General features: G+C 52.6%; 11 protein-coding genes and 5 pseudogenes. 9 read left to right on the top strand and 7 right to left on the bottom strand.

What is annotated here, in order from left to right; genetic code table 11:
* Positions 1 to 568: 568 nt before the first annotated feature.
* The gene (locus MUK72_RS15810) at positions 569 to 1,081 is read left to right on the top strand and encodes a transposase (RefSeq protein ID WP_244706040.1); all 513 of its coding nucleotides are present in this window, start codon (positions 569 to 571) and stop codon (positions 1,079 to 1,081) included.
* Here MUK72_RS15810 and MUK72_RS15815 read toward each other — a convergent pair.
* Positions 1,082 to 1,249 (bottom strand): annotated as a pseudogene (locus MUK72_RS15815) (IS630 family transposase); the annotation flags it as partial.
* Positions 1,250 to 1,317: 68 nt separating this feature from the next.
* Between MUK72_RS15815 and MUK72_RS15820 the strand changes: the two are divergent.
* Positions 1,318 to 2,694 (top strand): IS4 family transposase, encoded by a 1,377-nt coding sequence (locus MUK72_RS15820; RefSeq protein ID WP_004055296.1) that lies wholly within the window; start codon positions 1,318 to 1,320, stop codon positions 2,692 to 2,694.
* Positions 2,695 to 2,905: 211 nt separating this feature from the next.
* Here the strand turns inward: MUK72_RS15820 and MUK72_RS15825 are convergent.
* The 3 genes and pseudogenes from MUK72_RS15825 to MUK72_RS15835 all read right to left on the bottom strand — a co-directional run.
* Positions 2,906 to 3,496, bottom strand: a pseudogene (locus tag MUK72_RS15825) (IS630 family transposase); the annotation flags it as partial.
* 213 nt (positions 3,497 to 3,709) lie between these two features.
* The gene (locus MUK72_RS15830; RefSeq protein ID WP_244705583.1) at positions 3,710 to 4,915 is read right to left on the bottom strand and encodes an IS4 family transposase; all 1,206 of its coding nucleotides are present in this window, start codon (positions 4,913 to 4,915) and stop codon (positions 3,710 to 3,712) included.
* Positions 4,916 to 4,966: 51 nt separating this feature from the next.
* Positions 4,967 to 5,332 (bottom strand): annotated as a pseudogene (locus tag MUK72_RS15835) (helix-turn-helix domain-containing protein); the annotation flags it as partial.
* Between the two features lie 47 nt (positions 5,333 to 5,379).
* Here MUK72_RS15835 and MUK72_RS15840 point away from each other — a divergent pair.
* The 6 genes and pseudogenes from MUK72_RS15840 to MUK72_RS15865 form a co-directional block, all read left to right on the top strand.
* Positions 5,380 to 6,006 (top strand): annotated as a pseudogene (locus tag MUK72_RS15840) (transposase); the annotation flags it as partial.
* Positions 6,007 to 6,290: 284 nt separating this feature from the next.
* Positions 6,291 to 7,640 (top strand): ABC transporter substrate-binding protein, encoded by a 1,350-nt coding sequence (locus MUK72_RS15845; RefSeq protein ID WP_244705585.1) that lies wholly within the window; start codon positions 6,291 to 6,293, stop codon positions 7,638 to 7,640.
* 40 nt (positions 7,641 to 7,680) lie between these two features.
* Positions 7,681 to 8,628, top strand: coding sequence for a carbohydrate ABC transporter permease (locus MUK72_RS15850; protein ID WP_425311086.1), 948 nt, complete (start codon positions 7,681 to 7,683; stop codon positions 8,626 to 8,628).
* A complete protein-coding gene (locus tag MUK72_RS15855; protein ID WP_244705587.1) occupies positions 8,625 to 9,557 on the top strand; it encodes a carbohydrate ABC transporter permease in 933 nt (310 codons plus the stop codon). The genes MUK72_RS15850 and MUK72_RS15855 overlap by 4 nt, the downstream gene beginning before the upstream one ends.
* 33 nt (positions 9,558 to 9,590) lie before the next feature.
* On the top strand, positions 9,591 to 10,736 hold the full coding sequence (locus MUK72_RS15860; protein ID WP_244705589.1) for an ABC transporter ATP-binding protein: 1,146 nt from the start codon (positions 9,591 to 9,593) through the stop codon (positions 10,734 to 10,736).
* Between the two features lie 310 nt (positions 10,737 to 11,046).
* The gene (locus MUK72_RS15865; RefSeq protein WP_244705591.1) at positions 11,047 to 12,141 is read left to right on the top strand and encodes an IS630 family transposase; all 1,095 of its coding nucleotides are present in this window, start codon (positions 11,047 to 11,049) and stop codon (positions 12,139 to 12,141) included.
* Positions 12,142 to 12,473: 332 nt separating this feature from the next.
* Here the strand turns inward: MUK72_RS15865 and MUK72_RS15870 are convergent, their stop codons facing one another.
* The 3 genes and pseudogenes from MUK72_RS15870 to MUK72_RS15875 form a co-directional block, all read right to left on the bottom strand.
* Positions 12,474 to 14,132 carry an IS1634 family transposase gene (locus MUK72_RS15870; RefSeq protein ID WP_342346238.1) on the bottom strand — a complete coding sequence of 553 codons (1,659 nt, stop codon included), beginning with the start codon at positions 14,130 to 14,132 and terminating at the stop codon, positions 12,474 to 12,476.
* A 160-nt stretch (positions 14,133 to 14,292) separates the two neighbouring features.
* Positions 14,293 to 14,427, bottom strand: a pseudogene (locus tag MUK72_RS20275) (hypothetical protein); the annotation flags it as partial.
* A 223-nt stretch (positions 14,428 to 14,650) separates the two neighbouring features.
* A complete protein-coding gene (locus tag MUK72_RS15875) occupies positions 14,651 to 15,058 on the bottom strand; it encodes a transposase (RefSeq protein ID WP_244705593.1) in 408 nt (135 codons plus the stop codon).
* Positions 15,059 to 15,504: 446 nt separating this feature from the next.
* On the opposite strand from MUK72_RS15875, the gene MUK72_RS15880 reads away from it, so the two are divergent.
* Positions 15,505 to 16,695 (top strand): ISH3 family transposase, encoded by a 1,191-nt coding sequence (locus tag MUK72_RS15880; RefSeq protein ID WP_244705595.1) that lies wholly within the window; start codon positions 15,505 to 15,507, stop codon positions 16,693 to 16,695.
* Positions 16,696 to 16,800 lie beyond the last annotated feature (105 nt).

Consider the following 16,800-nt stretch of genomic DNA (forward strand, 5'->3'; position numbering starts at 1 on the left):
GCGGCCTGACCGTAGTGACCATTCGTATTCGGTTAAGGACGTGAATCGCAAACCGACGGCTACCTGTGGCGGTAGCGATGAGGAGAGGGTGAAATGGACGATCTCTCCTCAGAAGCGATCCGTTCTCTCCTGACTTCGCTCTTTCCCTCACAGATGGTCTAAGACCTCGCGCGCGAGCGCGAGGTCGTCATCCGTGACCGAAAAATCGACGTCAGGATGCTCGTTTGGACGCTCGTTGTGGGCTTCGCCGTCTAATGGGTGAGAGAAGCTTTGAAAGTAGATTCGCGGAAGAGAAATAACGGCCTAAGAGATCCGTACACCAAGTGTACAGCGATCTAATCGAGTCTGTCGTTTACTGTGATGTTTCCCGTAATCTTGCCCGGGTGAATCAGTAATGGCTGAATTTCCCTAGTACACACCTGAACATGACTGTTTTGATCGGTATCATATAAACCCCGGTTCGCTGGTTTCGTGATCCCTGTGAACCAGCAGAAACAGCCTTCTAACCAAATATTTCTGAGCGAACTTTCAGAGCGTACCTGGATCATTAGGCGGCGAAGCCCGCTCTATCGCTGGCTATCGCCGTGCCTACGAAGCTGCAACCGACCACTCGGTCTATCCCTCCAGTTTCTACGACCGATTCACCGAAGAGCTGGCCACACTCCTCCGCGACCTCCTCAACCACCCCGTCGAGGAGGTCGCTGTCCCTCACACTCTCACTCCCGCGTTCGAGCAGTTCCGCGACGTCGTCGCTGTCGACGCGACAATCGTGCGATTGTGCCGTTTTCTCTCAGAGTTCAAAGCTACTCATGAGAACGAGTCAGGACTGACGCTCTATCTCGTCCACAACGTGACCGAACAGTCGGTGATCTCCGACGAGATCACCGACGAAACCACTCACGAGAGCACGTTGTTTGAGATGGGTTCGTGGCTGTCTGGGCGGCTGTTCTTGCTGGATCGTGGCTTCTTCAAGTTCCGTCGGTTCGCGCTAATCGACGAGAATGATGGCTTCTTCGTGAGCCGTCTCAAGGCGAGTTCGAACCCGGTAGTGACCGAAGAGTTGCAGGAATGGCCCGGATAGTCATTTGGATAACTTCTGAAGATACGGAGCGAGGAATTTCTCGATCCATGAGACGGCGAAACTCAGCCGATCAGTGAGGCGGTCGAACAGATCGGTGACGAGAGCGCGGAATTCCTCCGCGCTCTCGACGATGAGCGGTGAGGCTTCCCAACGGAGACTCTTCCAGACCACTCGTTATCGCTTAAGGATTCGTCCGGATCAGCAGGCGCTACTGTCTCCCGCGTCAGCCGGAACTCATGGATCGATGGCTCCATATCCTCGGCCAAGAACTCCGGTATCTGCTTCCGCCACGGTCGGTGCGCGAGCACGCTCGCGCTACCGACCTTGTTGAACGCGACCGATTCATCGACGCTTTTCCGTTCTTCTGGTCGTTCACGTTCGGCACTACCCAATCCAATGGGTCTCTCGCTGCCGTTCAAGACCTTTACAAGGCTTTCACCAACGATTCCGTTGCGTATTCGTCCATTCAGCAGTGGGTTACAGCTGAACTCACCGAGCTACTTGCGGACATCTGTGGCTACATCAGCGTCGAGCTTGGACAAACAGAATCAGCGCTCGAAGGCCGCTTCGAGCGCTTCCGAGATGTCTTCATCTCGGATGGGACCATCTGTACGCTCTCTGCGGAATCCTTCGAGGAGTTCCCCGGATTAGGTGACGATCACGCTGGAGCGAAGCTCCACGTGATCGAGTCGCTCGCCTCGCGAGCTCCGGTCTTTTCGTCGATCACTGACGCTCGCACCCAAGAAACCACGCAGCTCCAGATCGGTGACTGGGTCGAAGATTCTCTGGTCCTGTTCGATCTCGGCTACCTCGACTACGCGAGGTTAGCACGGATCGACCGCAATGGCGGCTGGTTCGTGAGCCGGCTCAACGTCGACGCAAACCCTGAGATCATCGATGAGCTCCGAACCTGGTGTGGTGATACGATTGATCTGGAGGGCAGCCACCTCCAGGAGGTGCTGCCCGACCTCTATCGGCAGATTATCGATTCAACGGGGACGATCGGTGCGGATCGAGACGATCCGCACCTTCCGTACGATGTTCGAGTCGTCGGCGTCCGCCACGAAGACGACGAGGACGATCACCGAACGGAGGAGGTCGAGGCCGATCACGACTATCACCTGTATGCGACGAATCTCCCAGCAGACGCGTTCGCGCCGCGAGAACTCGCGGCGCTGTACAGCAACCGCTGGAGCGTGGAAACGGTCATCGACGAGCTGAAATCAGTGTTCGAGTTGGACGAAATGACGGTGCGACGGGAGGCAGCAGTTGAGTGTTTCATGATGGCGGCGCTGTTGATGGTGCTGGTGAGTCGGTATCTACTGCGGCGGGTACGAGCACGGCTCGGACCCGCCTCACAGCGATCAGTCGAGGAGGAAGATCGGATCGAGCCGGTGAGGTTTTCCAAGCGAATCAACCTGTTTAGCGGTGATTTGCTACGGATATTGGCTGAACAGCTCGGGTATGGGTGGGACGGGGCCGGGTCCGCGATCGTCGAGGGAGCGATCGACCCGAACGTGGATCGCCACGCGCTCACGGAGCGAGTGGCTCACGGAAGCGTCGATCCGAACGTGCGAAACGCGGGTGAACTGGCGACGATCCGGCCCGGCTGACGACCGTCAGCCGAGCCGGGAAAGCTTCGTGTTGAGTGGCAACGCTCTCGGTTAGGCGCGTTTCTGAACGGAAACGAATCTGTGATTGGTCGATTCCAGCAATATCGATCTCTACTCGGCGGTTCGTGCTCTACTTCTGAGAAATCCCACAGCACTCAGCAAACCAGCTTCCGCACTCACCGCTCATTCTGGGCTTAAGCGATAACCAGTGCTTCCAGACCGGTTCGATCGGATTCAGATCCGGCGAACCAACTGGAAGGAACACCAGATCGATCCCTAGCTGATGCGCGCGCCTGCGCGTGTACGGGCAGATGTGCGAGGAGAAATTATCCAAGACGAGCAGAATCCGCTTGCCCGGATTCTGCTCGCGGATCCGTTCGAGGCACCCACAAATCTTCTCTTTCTCCTGATTTTCGGGGAAGCTCACCACGCTCTCGCCGTTGAGCGCGTAGAAGCCGACCGTTGGTTCGTCGTGACGAACCAGCGGTCGGGTGATGTGGGGATCATCGACGTAGTACATCCGCTGTGAGTTGTCCCACGGCTGTGGATGAGACGTATCGGAAAACCCGAGGACAGTTCCGCCATCGGTGCAAACATCATCGTCAACGATCCAGCCTTCCTCGTCATCACCGTCTTGTTTGTTGTGTGGCTCATCAGCGTCCTCGTCGAACGCGTCTCCGACGCGTTCTTCGAGGATCCCCTCGGCGTTCTCAGGTTGAGAGGGACGCTGTGTTCGTGGAATCGCACGTGAAAGACCGAGCTTTTTGAGGAATCTTCCAAGGTAGGCTGGATGGTACTCAACTGTTGCGTTCTGAGTTGATAAAGCCACGGCGAGCGAGATCTTTGTGAGAGGTACCGGACCGAGGTGTGGGCTGCGCAAGTTCGGCCTGATGCGAGAAAATGGAAGCAGAATCGAGAAATGCGTCGTCTCAGGCCTAATGGGCGAAGAAAACCACGATTTTGGCGACAGCCGTCGCTGCCTGCCGACGGCTGTCGCTGGTGCCGTGTGATGAGATTAGCCGAACGAAGTCAGCGTCTCATTCCAGTGCGTCCGAGCTTTCTGGATTGCACGCGCCACGCCACCCTTGATCGGGTGGCGTTGGCGCAGCCACTCCACAAGCACGTATCCAATCAACGCACAGAACAACTCAAACAACACGCCATTAAGCGATTTCGAGTGGAAATTCTCAACATTCAGATATTGTTTGAATTCACGAAATAGAATCTCGATCATTGTCCGGAGGGTGTAGATACTGATCACGTCAATGGGATCGTACGCTGACGACGCCAGCGTCGTCAGGTACTGAATCTCTTCTCCATCCGGCGTTTCCAAAACGATACGGCGAAACTGTTCACCGGTCTCGGCCAGTTCAATTTGTTCGTCACGAATCTGTCTCGTTCCGTCCTCATTAGTGACCTCGACGTTCTGGAGCGTGTCCAGAACGTCGAGACGGGCGTTTGACTGGAGTAGGGTGACGAAGTCATCATCGCTGTACTTGATCTCACAAAACCGACGATAGCGCGTGTATCCGCGGTCAAAGACCCAAATAACCGAGTCGAGGTCTGCGAAGACCTCGACGTCATCGCTGAGATGGTCGAACTGGGGACTTTCGTGGGTTTCACCCTCTGTCACGGTTGTTCCAAGCGGATGCTTGTGTTCACCGTCTACGCGTGCGGCGCAATGAAGTTCGAGTCCACCGTCATCTGTGTCGATTTCATAGACGTGCTCGTCGTCTCCGACAAATTCGTCGGAGACGACAACTGAGCGGGTGAGTTTGAGATTCGTCGCGTCGACAGCAATTACCCCTCGTGTAAGCCACTCCAGGCGGTTTCGCTGGACAGCACGCTGATGATACAGCTGTGGCGTGTGGAGCAACGCGAACAGCATGCGAACGACCGCGCGGTAGTCGCGGTCGTTCGTGAGCTCGGAGAACCGTGACTCGGGCATTCTGTCAAGAGAGTCATCAACAGCGGTCTTATCGGCGAGTTCGGCGAGCGAACTAGATGGATCAAGTCCTTCACGAATGGCTACTTTGAGGTGGTTGTCGAAGTCGTGTGTCTCGTTGTGGATGCCGATATCGAACTCCTGAGCAATGGACTCGCTGTCGCCTGCGGCGAGCAGCGAGTACAACTCATCGGCGACAGTTTCGGCAGAGTTGATGTTGTTGGCGTCCGTTGCATCCGGTGACGGCCTATCTGCCGACTTAGAGGTCACAGACATCAGGCCGTCACTACCGGCTCACGCCGGTTTTAAATAGTCGAAACGCCACAGGTACTCAACGTCGAACTTCTCGTTGAGAAGATACTGGATTTCTTGTGATTTCCAGGGCTGACCCTCTCGTAAGAGTTCGAGCAATTGTTCCTGCTCGTCGTCGCCGAGCTTCGGGGGCCTGCCGCCCCCGAAGTTCGGCGTGAGGAGACCGAGTCCACCCTCGTTCCATCGTCGTACCCAGCGAGTCGCGGTTGCAGAGGACCTGCCGACATCGTCGGCAGCGTCCTCAAGCGTTGCGCCTTTGTAGAGTCGTTTGACGAACGTCAGTCGCTTGCTGACTTTTTCGTTGTCGGTTTCGGCGAGTAGCCGATTGAGATCGTCTTCACTGAGATGTCGGACGATCTCCTTGCGACGATCTCCGCTCATGAAATCACTGTCTCACGCGATCTTCATAACTTTCGCTAGGGACTATCCGGGCCATTCCACTTGAGGGCGAGCGAATCTACGACGTAGTTGGAGACCTGTACCGGGAGCACATCGATGTTGAAGTCGAAATTTCCTTCCAGCGACGAGTGTACGATGGGGTGAAGTCGTGGGACACCAAGCAGTTGCGAGTCGTTGGCGTCCGCGACGAGGACGCCGACGACGGCTATCGGCTGTACATCACGAATCTCCCGCAGGATGAGTTCAGTCCCGACGAGATCTCCACGCTGTACCGAGCGCGGTGGATGGTAGAGTTGCTGTTCAGGGAGCTGAAGTCGCGGTACTCGTTGGGTGAGTTCGAAACCGAGAAGGCTCACATCGTGAAGATTCAGGTAGTGGCGGCTCTGCTGACATTGGTGGTCAGCAGAGCCATCCTTCGAGAGTTCGTCGAGTACGCCGAGGAGCAAGGCGACGAGTGCGTATTCCCACCAGAACGCTGGGCGGCGACCTTTCGGTCGCTCGCCCAGCTAATCCTTCAGGAAATCGCCGCTGGCTACGGGTATCCTCGACCAAACCTCGGCGAGATTCTGTATCACGAAGCCAAGCAGCCATTGCCATCACGACTCATCCTGCTTGAGGAGGTGAATGCCGAGCTGTGTGGCGATTTCTCATCTTAAGCGAATACGAATGGCTACTAGAGGCAAAATCTAGAGGACTTTGCGACACGGCCAAGAACTTGCGCTAGATCCTATGTGCTCACCCCCGCCAGCTTCTCGTCACGCTTTGTCATACCCGGAGAGAGGCTTTCAGAGACTATCAGTGTTCTGTGGATCACTATAGTTGTCGACCTTACACTCCCTCTCGTGCTTCACGCTCGAGGGACTTGAGCAAGATTCCTATAGAGTCACTGCCATTAACAAGAACACTTATTACTCCCCGAAACACGATATATAGAGACGCTATGACAAGCTCGAACGATTCGATTGACAAAAAAGTATTGCGTCGTGCATATCTTAAGGGGTTTGCTGGAGCAGCTGGGACAGTTGCAGTTGCTGGTTGTCTCGGTGGCGGAAATGGCAGCAGCGGAAATGGCAGCAGCGGAAATGGCAGCAGCGGTAATGGCAATAATGAACAGCTTACGGTATTACATGGTTGGACCGGTGGTGATGGCAAGGATGCTATCACTGCGATGATCAAAAAATTCAAAGAAGAATACCCAGACGCTAATACGAAATTTAATACAGTTGGGGGAACAGGAAATGTCCAACTCAACACTTTAGTCACACAGAAGCTTAACAACAACAATCCGCCAAGTTCATGGGCAGCATGGCCCGGAGAGCATCTGACTCCATTTGTGGAAGGAGATCTTCTTGGTGATATCGGTGAGTCTGTGTGGTCAAAGAACAACATGAAAGAGGCCTATGCGAAGGAAGCCGGACAATTGTCCAAATTCAATGGCAGCTACAAATGTGTTCCGATGGGTTCCCACCGAATGAACAACTTGTTCTATAATAAAAATGTTATAAATAAAGCTGATATAGATCCTAAAAATCTCTCATCACCAGCTGACCTCGTGAATGCATTAGGTCAGATTGAGAAAAAGACGGATGCTGTAGGTATGTCTAAATCTATGGTGAATTCCACTACAATAATGCGGTTGTGGGCAGCAACTTTGCTTGGGAGTGAGGGATACCAAGCTTACATGGACGTGGTCAACGGAAACGGAGACATGAAATCTGTGAAAAATAGTCTGAAGGCCACAAAAAAGCTCACCCAGTACTTCCCAGATGATGCTGCAACACTAGATCCACCTGGTTCTTTCCAAATGATTGCGAACGGTGAAGCAGGGGTTCTCCAGTCGGGGAACTGGGTAGCTGGTTACTTGACTGGCAAGAAGAAGAAGTATAAAGAAGATTGGGATTGGGCAGCGTTCCCTGGCACAAAAGGTATGTATGGTCTTCATTTCGACTCATTTGTATATCCAAAAAATGCTCCAGCACCACAGGCAACAATCAAATGGCTTCGGTACTGTGGGACAAAGGAAGCACAGGTTGCATATAATACTCGTAAGGGGTCGATTCCACCGCGAACTGATGTTTCAACGGACGAATTCGGACCGTACCTCACAGATACGATAAAGGACTTCCAAAACGCGGAACACAAACCGCCCACCATTGCTGATGGACTTGCCGTATCGCCAAGTACGCTTTCCGATCTCGGTACCGTATTCACTGACAACTTCATGGATCCTTATGATGTTAACGCCACGGCTGAAGGGATTCTCAGTGCTATTGGCGAAAACTCATCTTGAATTGTGCATTTGTGATTGAAAATAAAATTGGATTTCGAACATGAGTGAAAAAGATACTATGAAACCAGGTGGAAGAATAGTTTCCGATGACTCCAAATCATGGATTCGCTCACAATTTAATAGTGAATTCGTACGATCAATTCCGTTCTGGCTTCCGACGGTCCTTTTAATAGGGCTGTTTATATATGGCTCGATAGGATGGAATTTCATTGTTTCCTTAACGGATTATAGCGGATTTGGCACTGCAGATTATTCAACACTTGACTTTGAGCAATATATACAAGCGATTAACGATCCAGGGCTTATTGATGCTACGAGAAATACGCTTGTGTTGTTAATTGCCTTTACTATTTTATGTTTAGTGATTGGGCTAGGACTTGCGATTCTTCTAGATCAAGAAATCCGATTCCAAGAATCTTTGAGAATGCTCTATTTATATCCATTTAGTTTGTCATTTATTGTCACAGCACAGGTGTGGCTATGGCTCTATAATTATAGTGATGGGTTGGTGAATCAGGGTATACGAGCCTTCGGGTTGCCTGGGTTGCACTGGATTGGAGATCCACGCATCGTTCTTGCTGCGATTATTATTGCATTAATTTGGCAATTTAGTGGATATGCGATGGTCGTCTATTTAGCTGGCTTGAGATCAATTCCTACCGAACACTTTGAAGCTGCAAAGGTAGATGGTGCAAGTCCAATCCGCATTTATCGAAAAGTCGTTCTTCCACAATTACGCGCCTCAACCGTCAGTGCGGTAGTAGTATTGATGGTTTTCGCCCTCAAAGCATTTGATTTCATTTATGCATTATTTGGAAGTTATCAACCTCAAAAAGGTGCTGATATTTTAGCAACAAAGATGGTACGTGAGGCATTTCGATCCCAGGAATGGGCATATGGTGCGGCAATTGCTATTATTCTCTTCCTATTAGCGATGGCGGTGATTTCACCATACCTATATTCCCAGTTCAGTAGGGGACAACTATGACCAATGATACTACGGCTACGACAATGCGGGCACGGATAACCCAGCGTATTAGAAATATTAGTATACGTCGTCTTATGCTCTATGTGGTTCTTGCTGGCATATCTATCGTCTTTCTATTACCACTTGAAGTGGCTTTTGTTACATCACTCAAATCTGGTGTTGCTGTCGGTCGTACACTACCTTTCCTACCCCCAGGACTAGAGGGTTTGACTTTCCAAAACTGGACTCGCGCGTTCGAATTGTTGAAACAGGGTTTGGTCAACAGTCTTATACTAGTTGTGCCAGTTACAATTATCTCTGCGGGAATGGGAAGCCTAGCAGCATATGGTCTTACACGAACTGATTGGAGGGGGCAGGTCCCTATCTTACTTTTAATTGTTGCCGGTGTATTCCTTCCCACTCAGGCAGCAATTGTGCCTCTGTCCAGATTCTGGTCGATTTACGTTCCACTCGAACAGATACTCGCTCCTGTTTGGCAGCTGCCATTACTGCACGAATACCACAGCGATCTCCTTGCATTGATGATCACAGATATTGCGTTTGGACTTCCGATTTGTACAGTTTTATTTAGATCATATTATAAAGGATTATCTGATGAAATGGTCGAAGCAGCGATGGTGGATGGTGCTAGTTTATTCTCGATTTATCGTCGGATTATATTCCCACTATCAGGTCCGATGTTTGCTGTAACCCTTATATATCAATTTACACAAGTATGGAACAGCTTTCTTTTCCCATTAATCATTATGGTAAGCTCGAATAATCCAGCTGCGCCTGTTACCCTTTCGCTGGCTGGAATTGGTGCAAGTCTTGAGGGAACCAATTACGGGTTGCGAATGGCGGGTGCGCTCCTTACAGCGTTACCGACGCTGATAGTCTTCCTTCTATTTGGTGAACGATTTGCGGAGGGGGTTGTAGGACGAACATAAAAATTATACGTGTGGGAGATGGATGAGTATGTGATGGCATCTCTCACACTGGACCGGGTGACCAAGATTTTCGGAGATGAGGGTAATGATATTATCGCTGTCGATGATTTGTCAATTGATACAGAGAACGGGGAATTCATCGTCCTTGTCGGTCCGAGTGGCTGTGGGAAATCAACCACTCTTCGAATGATCGCTGGGCTAGAATCAATCACAGAGGGGGAGATACGAATTGACGAAACAGTTGTTAACGATCAACAGCCTCAAAACCGAAACATGGCGATGGTATTTCAGTCCTACGCGCTCTATCCCCATATGACTGTGCGAGAGAACATGCGATTTGGGCTGGAGGAGTCTACCGATCTCTCAGATGAAGAAATCAACCAGCAAGTCGAAGAAACGGCGACCATGATGGGGATCGAAGAACTACTTGATCGCAAACCCAGTGAACTCTCCGGCGGTCAGCAACAACGTGTCGCGCTCGGACGAGCTATCGTACGTGATCCACAGATATTTCTTCTTGATGAACCACTCGCAAACTTAGACGCAAAACTTCGAGCACAGATGCGCACGGAGCTCCAGCGTCTTCATGATGAACTTGGTGTCACGACTGTCTATGTCACCCACGACCAAACCGAGGCGATGACTATGAGTGATCGAGTTGCCATTCTCAATGATGGAGCCTTACAGCAGGTTGCAACACCTCTTGAGGCATATCACCGTCCAGCAAACCAATTCGTTGCTGGCTTCATTGGTGAACCGACGATGAATTTCTTCGAAATGGAGGTTCAAGGCAGTCGTTTAACTGGTGATACCTTCACTTATCCTCTGTCAGAAGAAGTGAAAGGCTCAATAGGGGATGTAACCCACGTTATCCTTGGTATTCGTCCAGAAGATATTGATCTCATCTCCGAAGTGGAGGAAGAGCATGATTTCGAAACGACCGTGGATGTAGTGGAACCAAAAGGAAATGAGAACAATGTTTATCTCACGTTTGACGAAAGCGGAGAGGGGGGCAAGACGCTCGTTGCCGTTGTCGACGGGCTGCAAAGTGTCGAGGCCGGCCAGCCTACAGTCGCCCGTATTCCTCAGACAGCCATCCACATCTTCGACGCTAATACAGGTCAAGCGCTGCATAACCGATCGCTTGAAGAAGCTGAGGAGATCGAACCGCGTATATAACATCCCTGTCCGATGTTAGAATGTGAGTTCGCTCCCATGGCATCTGTCTCACCCACCACCACGAGTCACCCGACAAGCGGATGGAAGGGCAGTGTCACCTGTTCGATTACATCCTGTGGTGCGGTGAGTGCTGTGCCATAGGTTTTGTGGGGTAGTACGTGTTTAGCCCCGAGCGATTTTGGTAGTCTCTCCTAGGGCCCGTACGAGTAGTGCAGTAGGTCGATGCAACAGGCGAACGAGTTCATCTTCGAGGGATGGTCTCCGGTAGTGATTCAGAAAAACTATGGAGATTGCATGTGATGATGGTCGCATGGCTGAGGATCGTCGCAAAGAGATCGTCCGTCATCTCAGTGAGGACGATCTCGATCGATTACTCGCCGAAACCGACGACGACAAAATTAGTAAGCGGCTGACATTCGTCAAGCGACTCTACAAAGGCGCAACGCTCGAGGACGCTGCCGACGACGTCGGCAGGTCCTCTGGGACGGCTACTCGCTGGGCACGACGCTGGAACGAAGGCGGCCTCGGGCTCCTCACGCCGAACTTCGGGGGCGGCAGGCCCCCGAAGCTCGACGAGGACGAACAAGACGAACTCATCGAACGGCTTCGTGACGGCCAGCCATGGAAATCACAGGAAGTTCAACACCTTCTTTCCGAGAAATTCGACGCTGAGTACCATCCGCACTATCTCGGCACGTTCCTTCGGGATCTTGGGCTCTCGTATGCGAAACCACGGCCAAAGCGTCCACATCAGCCAGAGAATCCAGACGAGATTCTCGAAGAGCGCGTCGATGACGCGCTTGACGAGGATGACCAGCCACACAACAAACGCGCGGGTGATGACGGAGAAGGATGGGTTGTCGACGAGGATGTCTGTACTGATGGCGGAACCGTGATTGGATTCTTTGATGCTTCACAGCCACAGCCATACGATAATTCGCGACGTGTCTGGTACGTCGACGATCCACACGTCGAACGGCCGTTAGTCAAGACGGAGGATTCTGCAGTTGGATTCTACGCGCCCAACGGCGAGAGTCTCGTGACGTTCACCGAAGACGAGACGAAAGAGCGGATTTGTGAGGTGTTAGAATTGATCCGCGAGCAGAATCCCGGCAAGCGGATTCTGCTCGTCTTGGACAAGCACGGATCGCATATTTACGAGTACACGCGGAAACGTGCGCATCAGCTCGGGATTGACCTGATCTTCTTACCATCAGGATCGCCACATCTCAATCCAATCGAGAAAGTTTGGGACTATCTCAAGTGGACGATGTGTCCAATCATCGTCGAAAATGAGGGCGAATTCAAGATCCTCGTCAAGGATGTTTTCGAGCGAATAACTCGCCGAATCAGCTACGCACAAAGCTGGTGTGAGAAGTTCCTTGATCTTCAGAAATTATCTTAGTGATTAATCAGATGTTCGGAATGTGCATCTGAAATCGTTGAACGTCCGATAACTGCACCGCCCGGAGGTGTGGAAAATTGTCGCGGCTGATCTCGCTCGCCAACCTACCACACTGACTGTTTCTTCCGTCGATATCGTCTCCAACCCACTTTCGACACCCAAATGTGTTCTTGTGAGCAAACCCTATGATCAAGATCGAGTTGATGGTAGATTTTGTCATGTGATATTGGATATCTCTAAATAAATAATACCTTATTGGAATTCCAGTAGTTGAATAGATATTTTTGAGAAATGAATGCGCGAGCCAGAGAGGTCTGCCTCTCTGGCCGCGCTTACTCTTCCGATTCGATGCCATATGCGGTGACATCAAGATCGAGCAGCTCAAGCACTCGCTTCGGCACGTCAACGTTGTCTGGTATCTCCCGTTTCCCGTCGACCCGCGATACGAGCATGTTCTCGAACCGTTCAAGCACTCGCCGGCCGGTGGGCCGAAAGCTCGTCGGCCCACCGGCCAGGTCCATTGGTTCATCCGCACCCTGTAGAGCCACGCGTGCGCGTCGTTCAATGAGAGAATAGACGAGCAACGCCATCAGCATCACGTAGCCGAGTGCTTCGACGCGGTCGGGCCGGTCGAGAAAGACCGGCCCGACGCGTTTGGGGTCTTTGACTACCCGAAACCGGCGTTCGACCGCCTGTTGCTCTTTGTACTCCTGGAGAACGTCCTCACCAGCCCACTCTTCAGAATCTTCCAACGACGTGACGACCACGAAACAACTGGCTCTCTTCTTGCGGTGGGCGATCGCCGCCGCGTCCCGCTGGACGCTGGCGGCGATCTTGTAGACGGTTTCGTAGGGGTCCCAGTCTTTCGGCGGTCGTCCGGGCTTGTCGCGGCTCTTCTTCTGTTCGGTTTCGACGACTTCTGCCTCGAATTCGAAACAGGAATCGTCGTGATCGTCGAGCCACGTCTCCCACGCTTCCTGAGCGTCGGGTTCACAGGCGAATGAGCGGTCGGCCAGCTGGCCGACCGCGTCCTCAAGATCCTCTTCAGTGCTGTCGAGGTCATTGTCAATGCGTCGGTTAGTGCGTCCATCGAGCGTGGATGAATGGACGACGACACACCGCAAATCGTGGTTAGAGATGTGCTTTTGGAAAGTTTGAATCTGGTAGGAGGCAGCGTCTTCGTCATCTTCATCGTTGACAAATTTTCCAAGATCGTTCCACTCGTCGATCTCCCACGCGCGGTCGATGAGTGCATCGACCGCGTTGTAGGTGCGCGGGAGTCGGCTGATAATGTCGATGCCAGCAGCAGAGGCTTCATCCAGCGAATCTTCGCTCATTGCCGCGCTATCGGCGACATAGATAGGAGGCTCGTCAGCGGCGAGCCGCTGACGGAGCTCGCCGATAAGTTCGGTGTTCCAGGTGGTGTCGGAGTCGTTCCCGTCGAGGATATCTCCGATGACGGGAACGCCGTTGCGGTTGACTGCGAGGCCTATTTGGAACTGGTTGAGGTGACGATTGCCATCGCGACTATACCCCTGTGTAATTTCGAGGTCGTACTCGTCGTTTTCGTCCTCGTAGATACCCTGAACGGACTTGGAAGTAGTGTCGGCGTGGACCACATTCGTGGTCACGCCTTCACGCCCGATGGCTTCAGCAAGCACACTCCCGAAGAGTATGCGTGGGTTGGCGTCAGCGATCTTATCGAGGGTCCGTCCGAAAGTGGTGTCGCTGAGATTTTCAGGTGAGATATTTTCGCCGAAGAGGTTGGCTGTGTCGGATTTTTCGAAGAATTCGGACAGCCGATACATCGGCTGTCCTTCAGCAAGGAAGTTCATGACGAGTGCCATAGTTCGATGACCAGGCGAGAGTCGGCACTGTTGGTCATCCCATTCGACCTGTTCGTTGACAGTCTCGATAAGGCCGCATTCCTCACAGATGGCTTTAACCACCGGAAGCGGACCAGGCGAGAAGACTTCCACAGCCGAACTCACAGTATCGTGAGTTCTGCTGTGAGGTCAAAGAAGTTCTCGGTACTTTTCAGCTCAAAAACATTTTGTCAATTCTGTAGGGGGTGTCGAAAGTGGGCTCCAAAAACAGAGCGGCTGGGTTCAGATGTTTCTGACGAGACGGCGTTCCGCCGCCGCGGAACGCCTACGTCACCGGAATGTCCTTGCGGACGATATTCAGGAACGTCCGCGCAGGCACGCGTGGCTTCAGCCGGTGTTCGATATCAAAGTTCACCTGGATCAGCAGGTCAACCAGCAGCCATATGTCGTAGAGAATCATACCCTGTTGCACGTTCAAAATCAAATCACCAGACGGAACGATCGGGCCTGAATCTGGACTCCATCAGTAGAATTGGTGAAACAATGGAATGATTCTTGATAGAAATGGCTAAATCGGCCGATAGATCAGCCTGATTGGTCGAACTCCTTTCAGAAAATACAGCCGCCTGAGAGCGATGCCTCTCAGGCGGCGACACCTGTTTTTTGGACAGGTGGCGCGATCGTCAGATGAGCCGACTCGGTGAGCGTATCAGCCCTGGTTTGTTCTGTCGTTGTGCCGTGAGAGACGCTGCAACCAGCGCTACTGCCGAGAGAACGACGTGAGTCTCAACGTTGTTCTCTTTGCGTGCGCGGACGCGATCAAGCCCGGTAAAGGACTTCAGCCGAGAGAACACCCGCTCGACACCTGCCCGCAGGTGTCGATGCATCCGCTCTTTGATCGCCTGGAAAATGTACGTCTCCTCGACGCTTCCGACGGAAACGCCGTACTCTGAAAGTTGCTCCTGTGGCAGCCGTTCCAAGGCTTCGTAGGGACTGTCGATCTCCTCACCGTGTTCCTTGAACAGTTCCTTGATTTCGTCCTTGATCGTCGCTAACGGCGACGATCGGCGAGGATTGATCGCCGTCAGCAACGGACAATCGCTAGTTGTCCACTCTGGCCCAACAGCTCAGTTGCTGTCATGTAGTGGCCAGAATGATGCGACTGAATCAGTCTAATGAGCCAGGTAAGTTCTGAAGATAGTGGGGCGATTTACCGTAAGTTTTACCGTAAATCATTCACTTGACTGAATATGCCTCCAGATGGATACACGACAGTCACAATCAGCGATAGCGTGGCAACGAAGTTGACGCAGATCATGGCGAGCCATGATCACTCCAGCTACGCTGAGGCGATCGAATACGCTGCTGATACAACCCCCTTCAGGAGAGTGAAATCACCGTACAGGAACTGATTCAGCTACTCGCTAAACGGATCGATGAGATCGACGAAACCAGTTTACCGTAAAAATTACGGTAGAGACTTCATAACTTCTCTCACTCATTAGCCTGATTCAGCCGCTGTCCGGATTTCTGTGTGATGAAGCTCCCAAAGCTCAAGCGCATCCTCACAGATCCGGACGAGTTCATTTCGAACGGTCAGTTGAAGTCTCTTAGCATGGAACTGCTTGAGCTGATACCGTTGGAAGGAATCGAGGGCTCTGGCCTCGATTCCGAGGAAATCATGGAAGTCGTGCTACGGGCTGCTGTTGACACGACATCGGTCAACGGCGTCACGACGAACACCGAGGACACACCAAATCGGGAGACGGTGATGGATTGGCTGCACACGCTGGAGAACGAACCGATGCTCGATGCTGTCAACGATATCCTCGCGTTGGTGGCGATGACGGTTCTCGACCGCGGCGGGTCGAGAACCATCTGCATCGACTTCATGGACAACCCGTTCCATGGTCACCCGGAAGATGAAGACGAGTTCCGCCGGATGCAAGCCCGTGATGGCACCACAAAGTGTCATCGCTACTGCACAGTGTTCGTCCTTGCGCAAGGGAAGCCGCTGACGCTGGCAGTCGAACCAGTTGACGGCGATGATGACAAGGCCGACGCGGTCGAGCGCCTGCTCGCCCGCGTCGAGACATATCCCTTCGAGATTGAGCGGACTCTCATCGACAGAGCAGCCTTTGCTGGCGAGTTGATCGGTATGCTTCGTGAGGCAGCACCGCCGGTCTTTCCGGTGAAGACTGGGAAAGACTCGCTGGAAGAGAAGCTGACGACGGACAAATCGTACATGACCGAAGAGACGATTTGTGAAGGAAAACCGTATGAACAGACGTATCCACTGGCAGTGAACGTCACATACCAAAACGGTGATCGTGGGAAGTCAGGCCTCAAACAGACGGGATACGCGGCGTACGGTCTGGAAGACCGCACGCCGACGCAAGTGGCGCGGATCTATAACAACCGGTCACGGATCGAGAAGAGCCACGAGAAATTCCGGGAAGCGCGGGCACTGACAACGACGCCGTCTACGACAATTCGGCTGTTCTACGTGGGTGTTGGCTTCCTGTTGGAGCAGTTGTGGATCGTGTTGCAGTGGGCGGTGCTCGCCCGACCACGGCGTGGCGGGCGAGCACTCCCGACAGACTTCACGTTCGGTGATGCATTTCTCCATGGGATTGAAGAGGTGTTGGACGATGAACTCGGCTGGAAGACGAAGCATCGGACGAACGGAGAGGGACTGCCAGCAGGACACGAGCACGGACTGGGTTGAGCCGCCTCGCTTCACCCGAAGCGAGGCTGGCGAGGAGCGACAGCTCTGTTCTGGGAGTGATCTCAGTGGCAGCCACGGAAGGGATACGTATGTGATCCGATATTT

Origin of the sequence: Halococcus dombrowskii, assembly GCF_022870485.1 — an archaeon.
In the GTDB taxonomy this organism is placed as follows: domain Archaea; phylum Halobacteriota; class Halobacteria; order Halobacteriales; family Halococcaceae; genus Halococcus; species Halococcus morrhuae.

Coding starts and splice junctions, on each gene's coding strand:
- MUK72_RS15820 (WP_004055296.1), top strand. CDS start 1,318: ATGGATCGATGGCTCCATATCCTCGGCCAAGAACTCCGGTATCTGCTT.
- MUK72_RS15830 (WP_244705583.1), bottom strand. CDS start 4,915: ATGTCTGTGACCTCTAAGTCGGCAGATAGGCCGTCACCGGATGCAACG.
- MUK72_RS15845 (WP_244705585.1), top strand. CDS start 6,291: ATGACAAGCTCGAACGATTCGATTGACAAAAAAGTATTGCGTCGTGCA.
- MUK72_RS15850 (WP_425311086.1), top strand. CDS start 7,681: ATGAGTGAAAAAGATACTATGAAACCAGGTGGAAGAATAGTTTCCGAT.
- MUK72_RS15855 (WP_244705587.1), top strand. CDS start 8,625: ATGACCAATGATACTACGGCTACGACAATGCGGGCACGGATAACCCAG.
- MUK72_RS15860 (WP_244705589.1), top strand. CDS start 9,591: ATGGCATCTCTCACACTGGACCGGGTGACCAAGATTTTCGGAGATGAG.
- MUK72_RS15865 (WP_244705591.1), top strand. CDS start 11,047: ATGGCTGAGGATCGTCGCAAAGAGATCGTCCGTCATCTCAGTGAGGAC.
- MUK72_RS15880 (WP_244705595.1), top strand. CDS start 15,505: ATGAAGCTCCCAAAGCTCAAGCGCATCCTCACAGATCCGGACGAGTTC.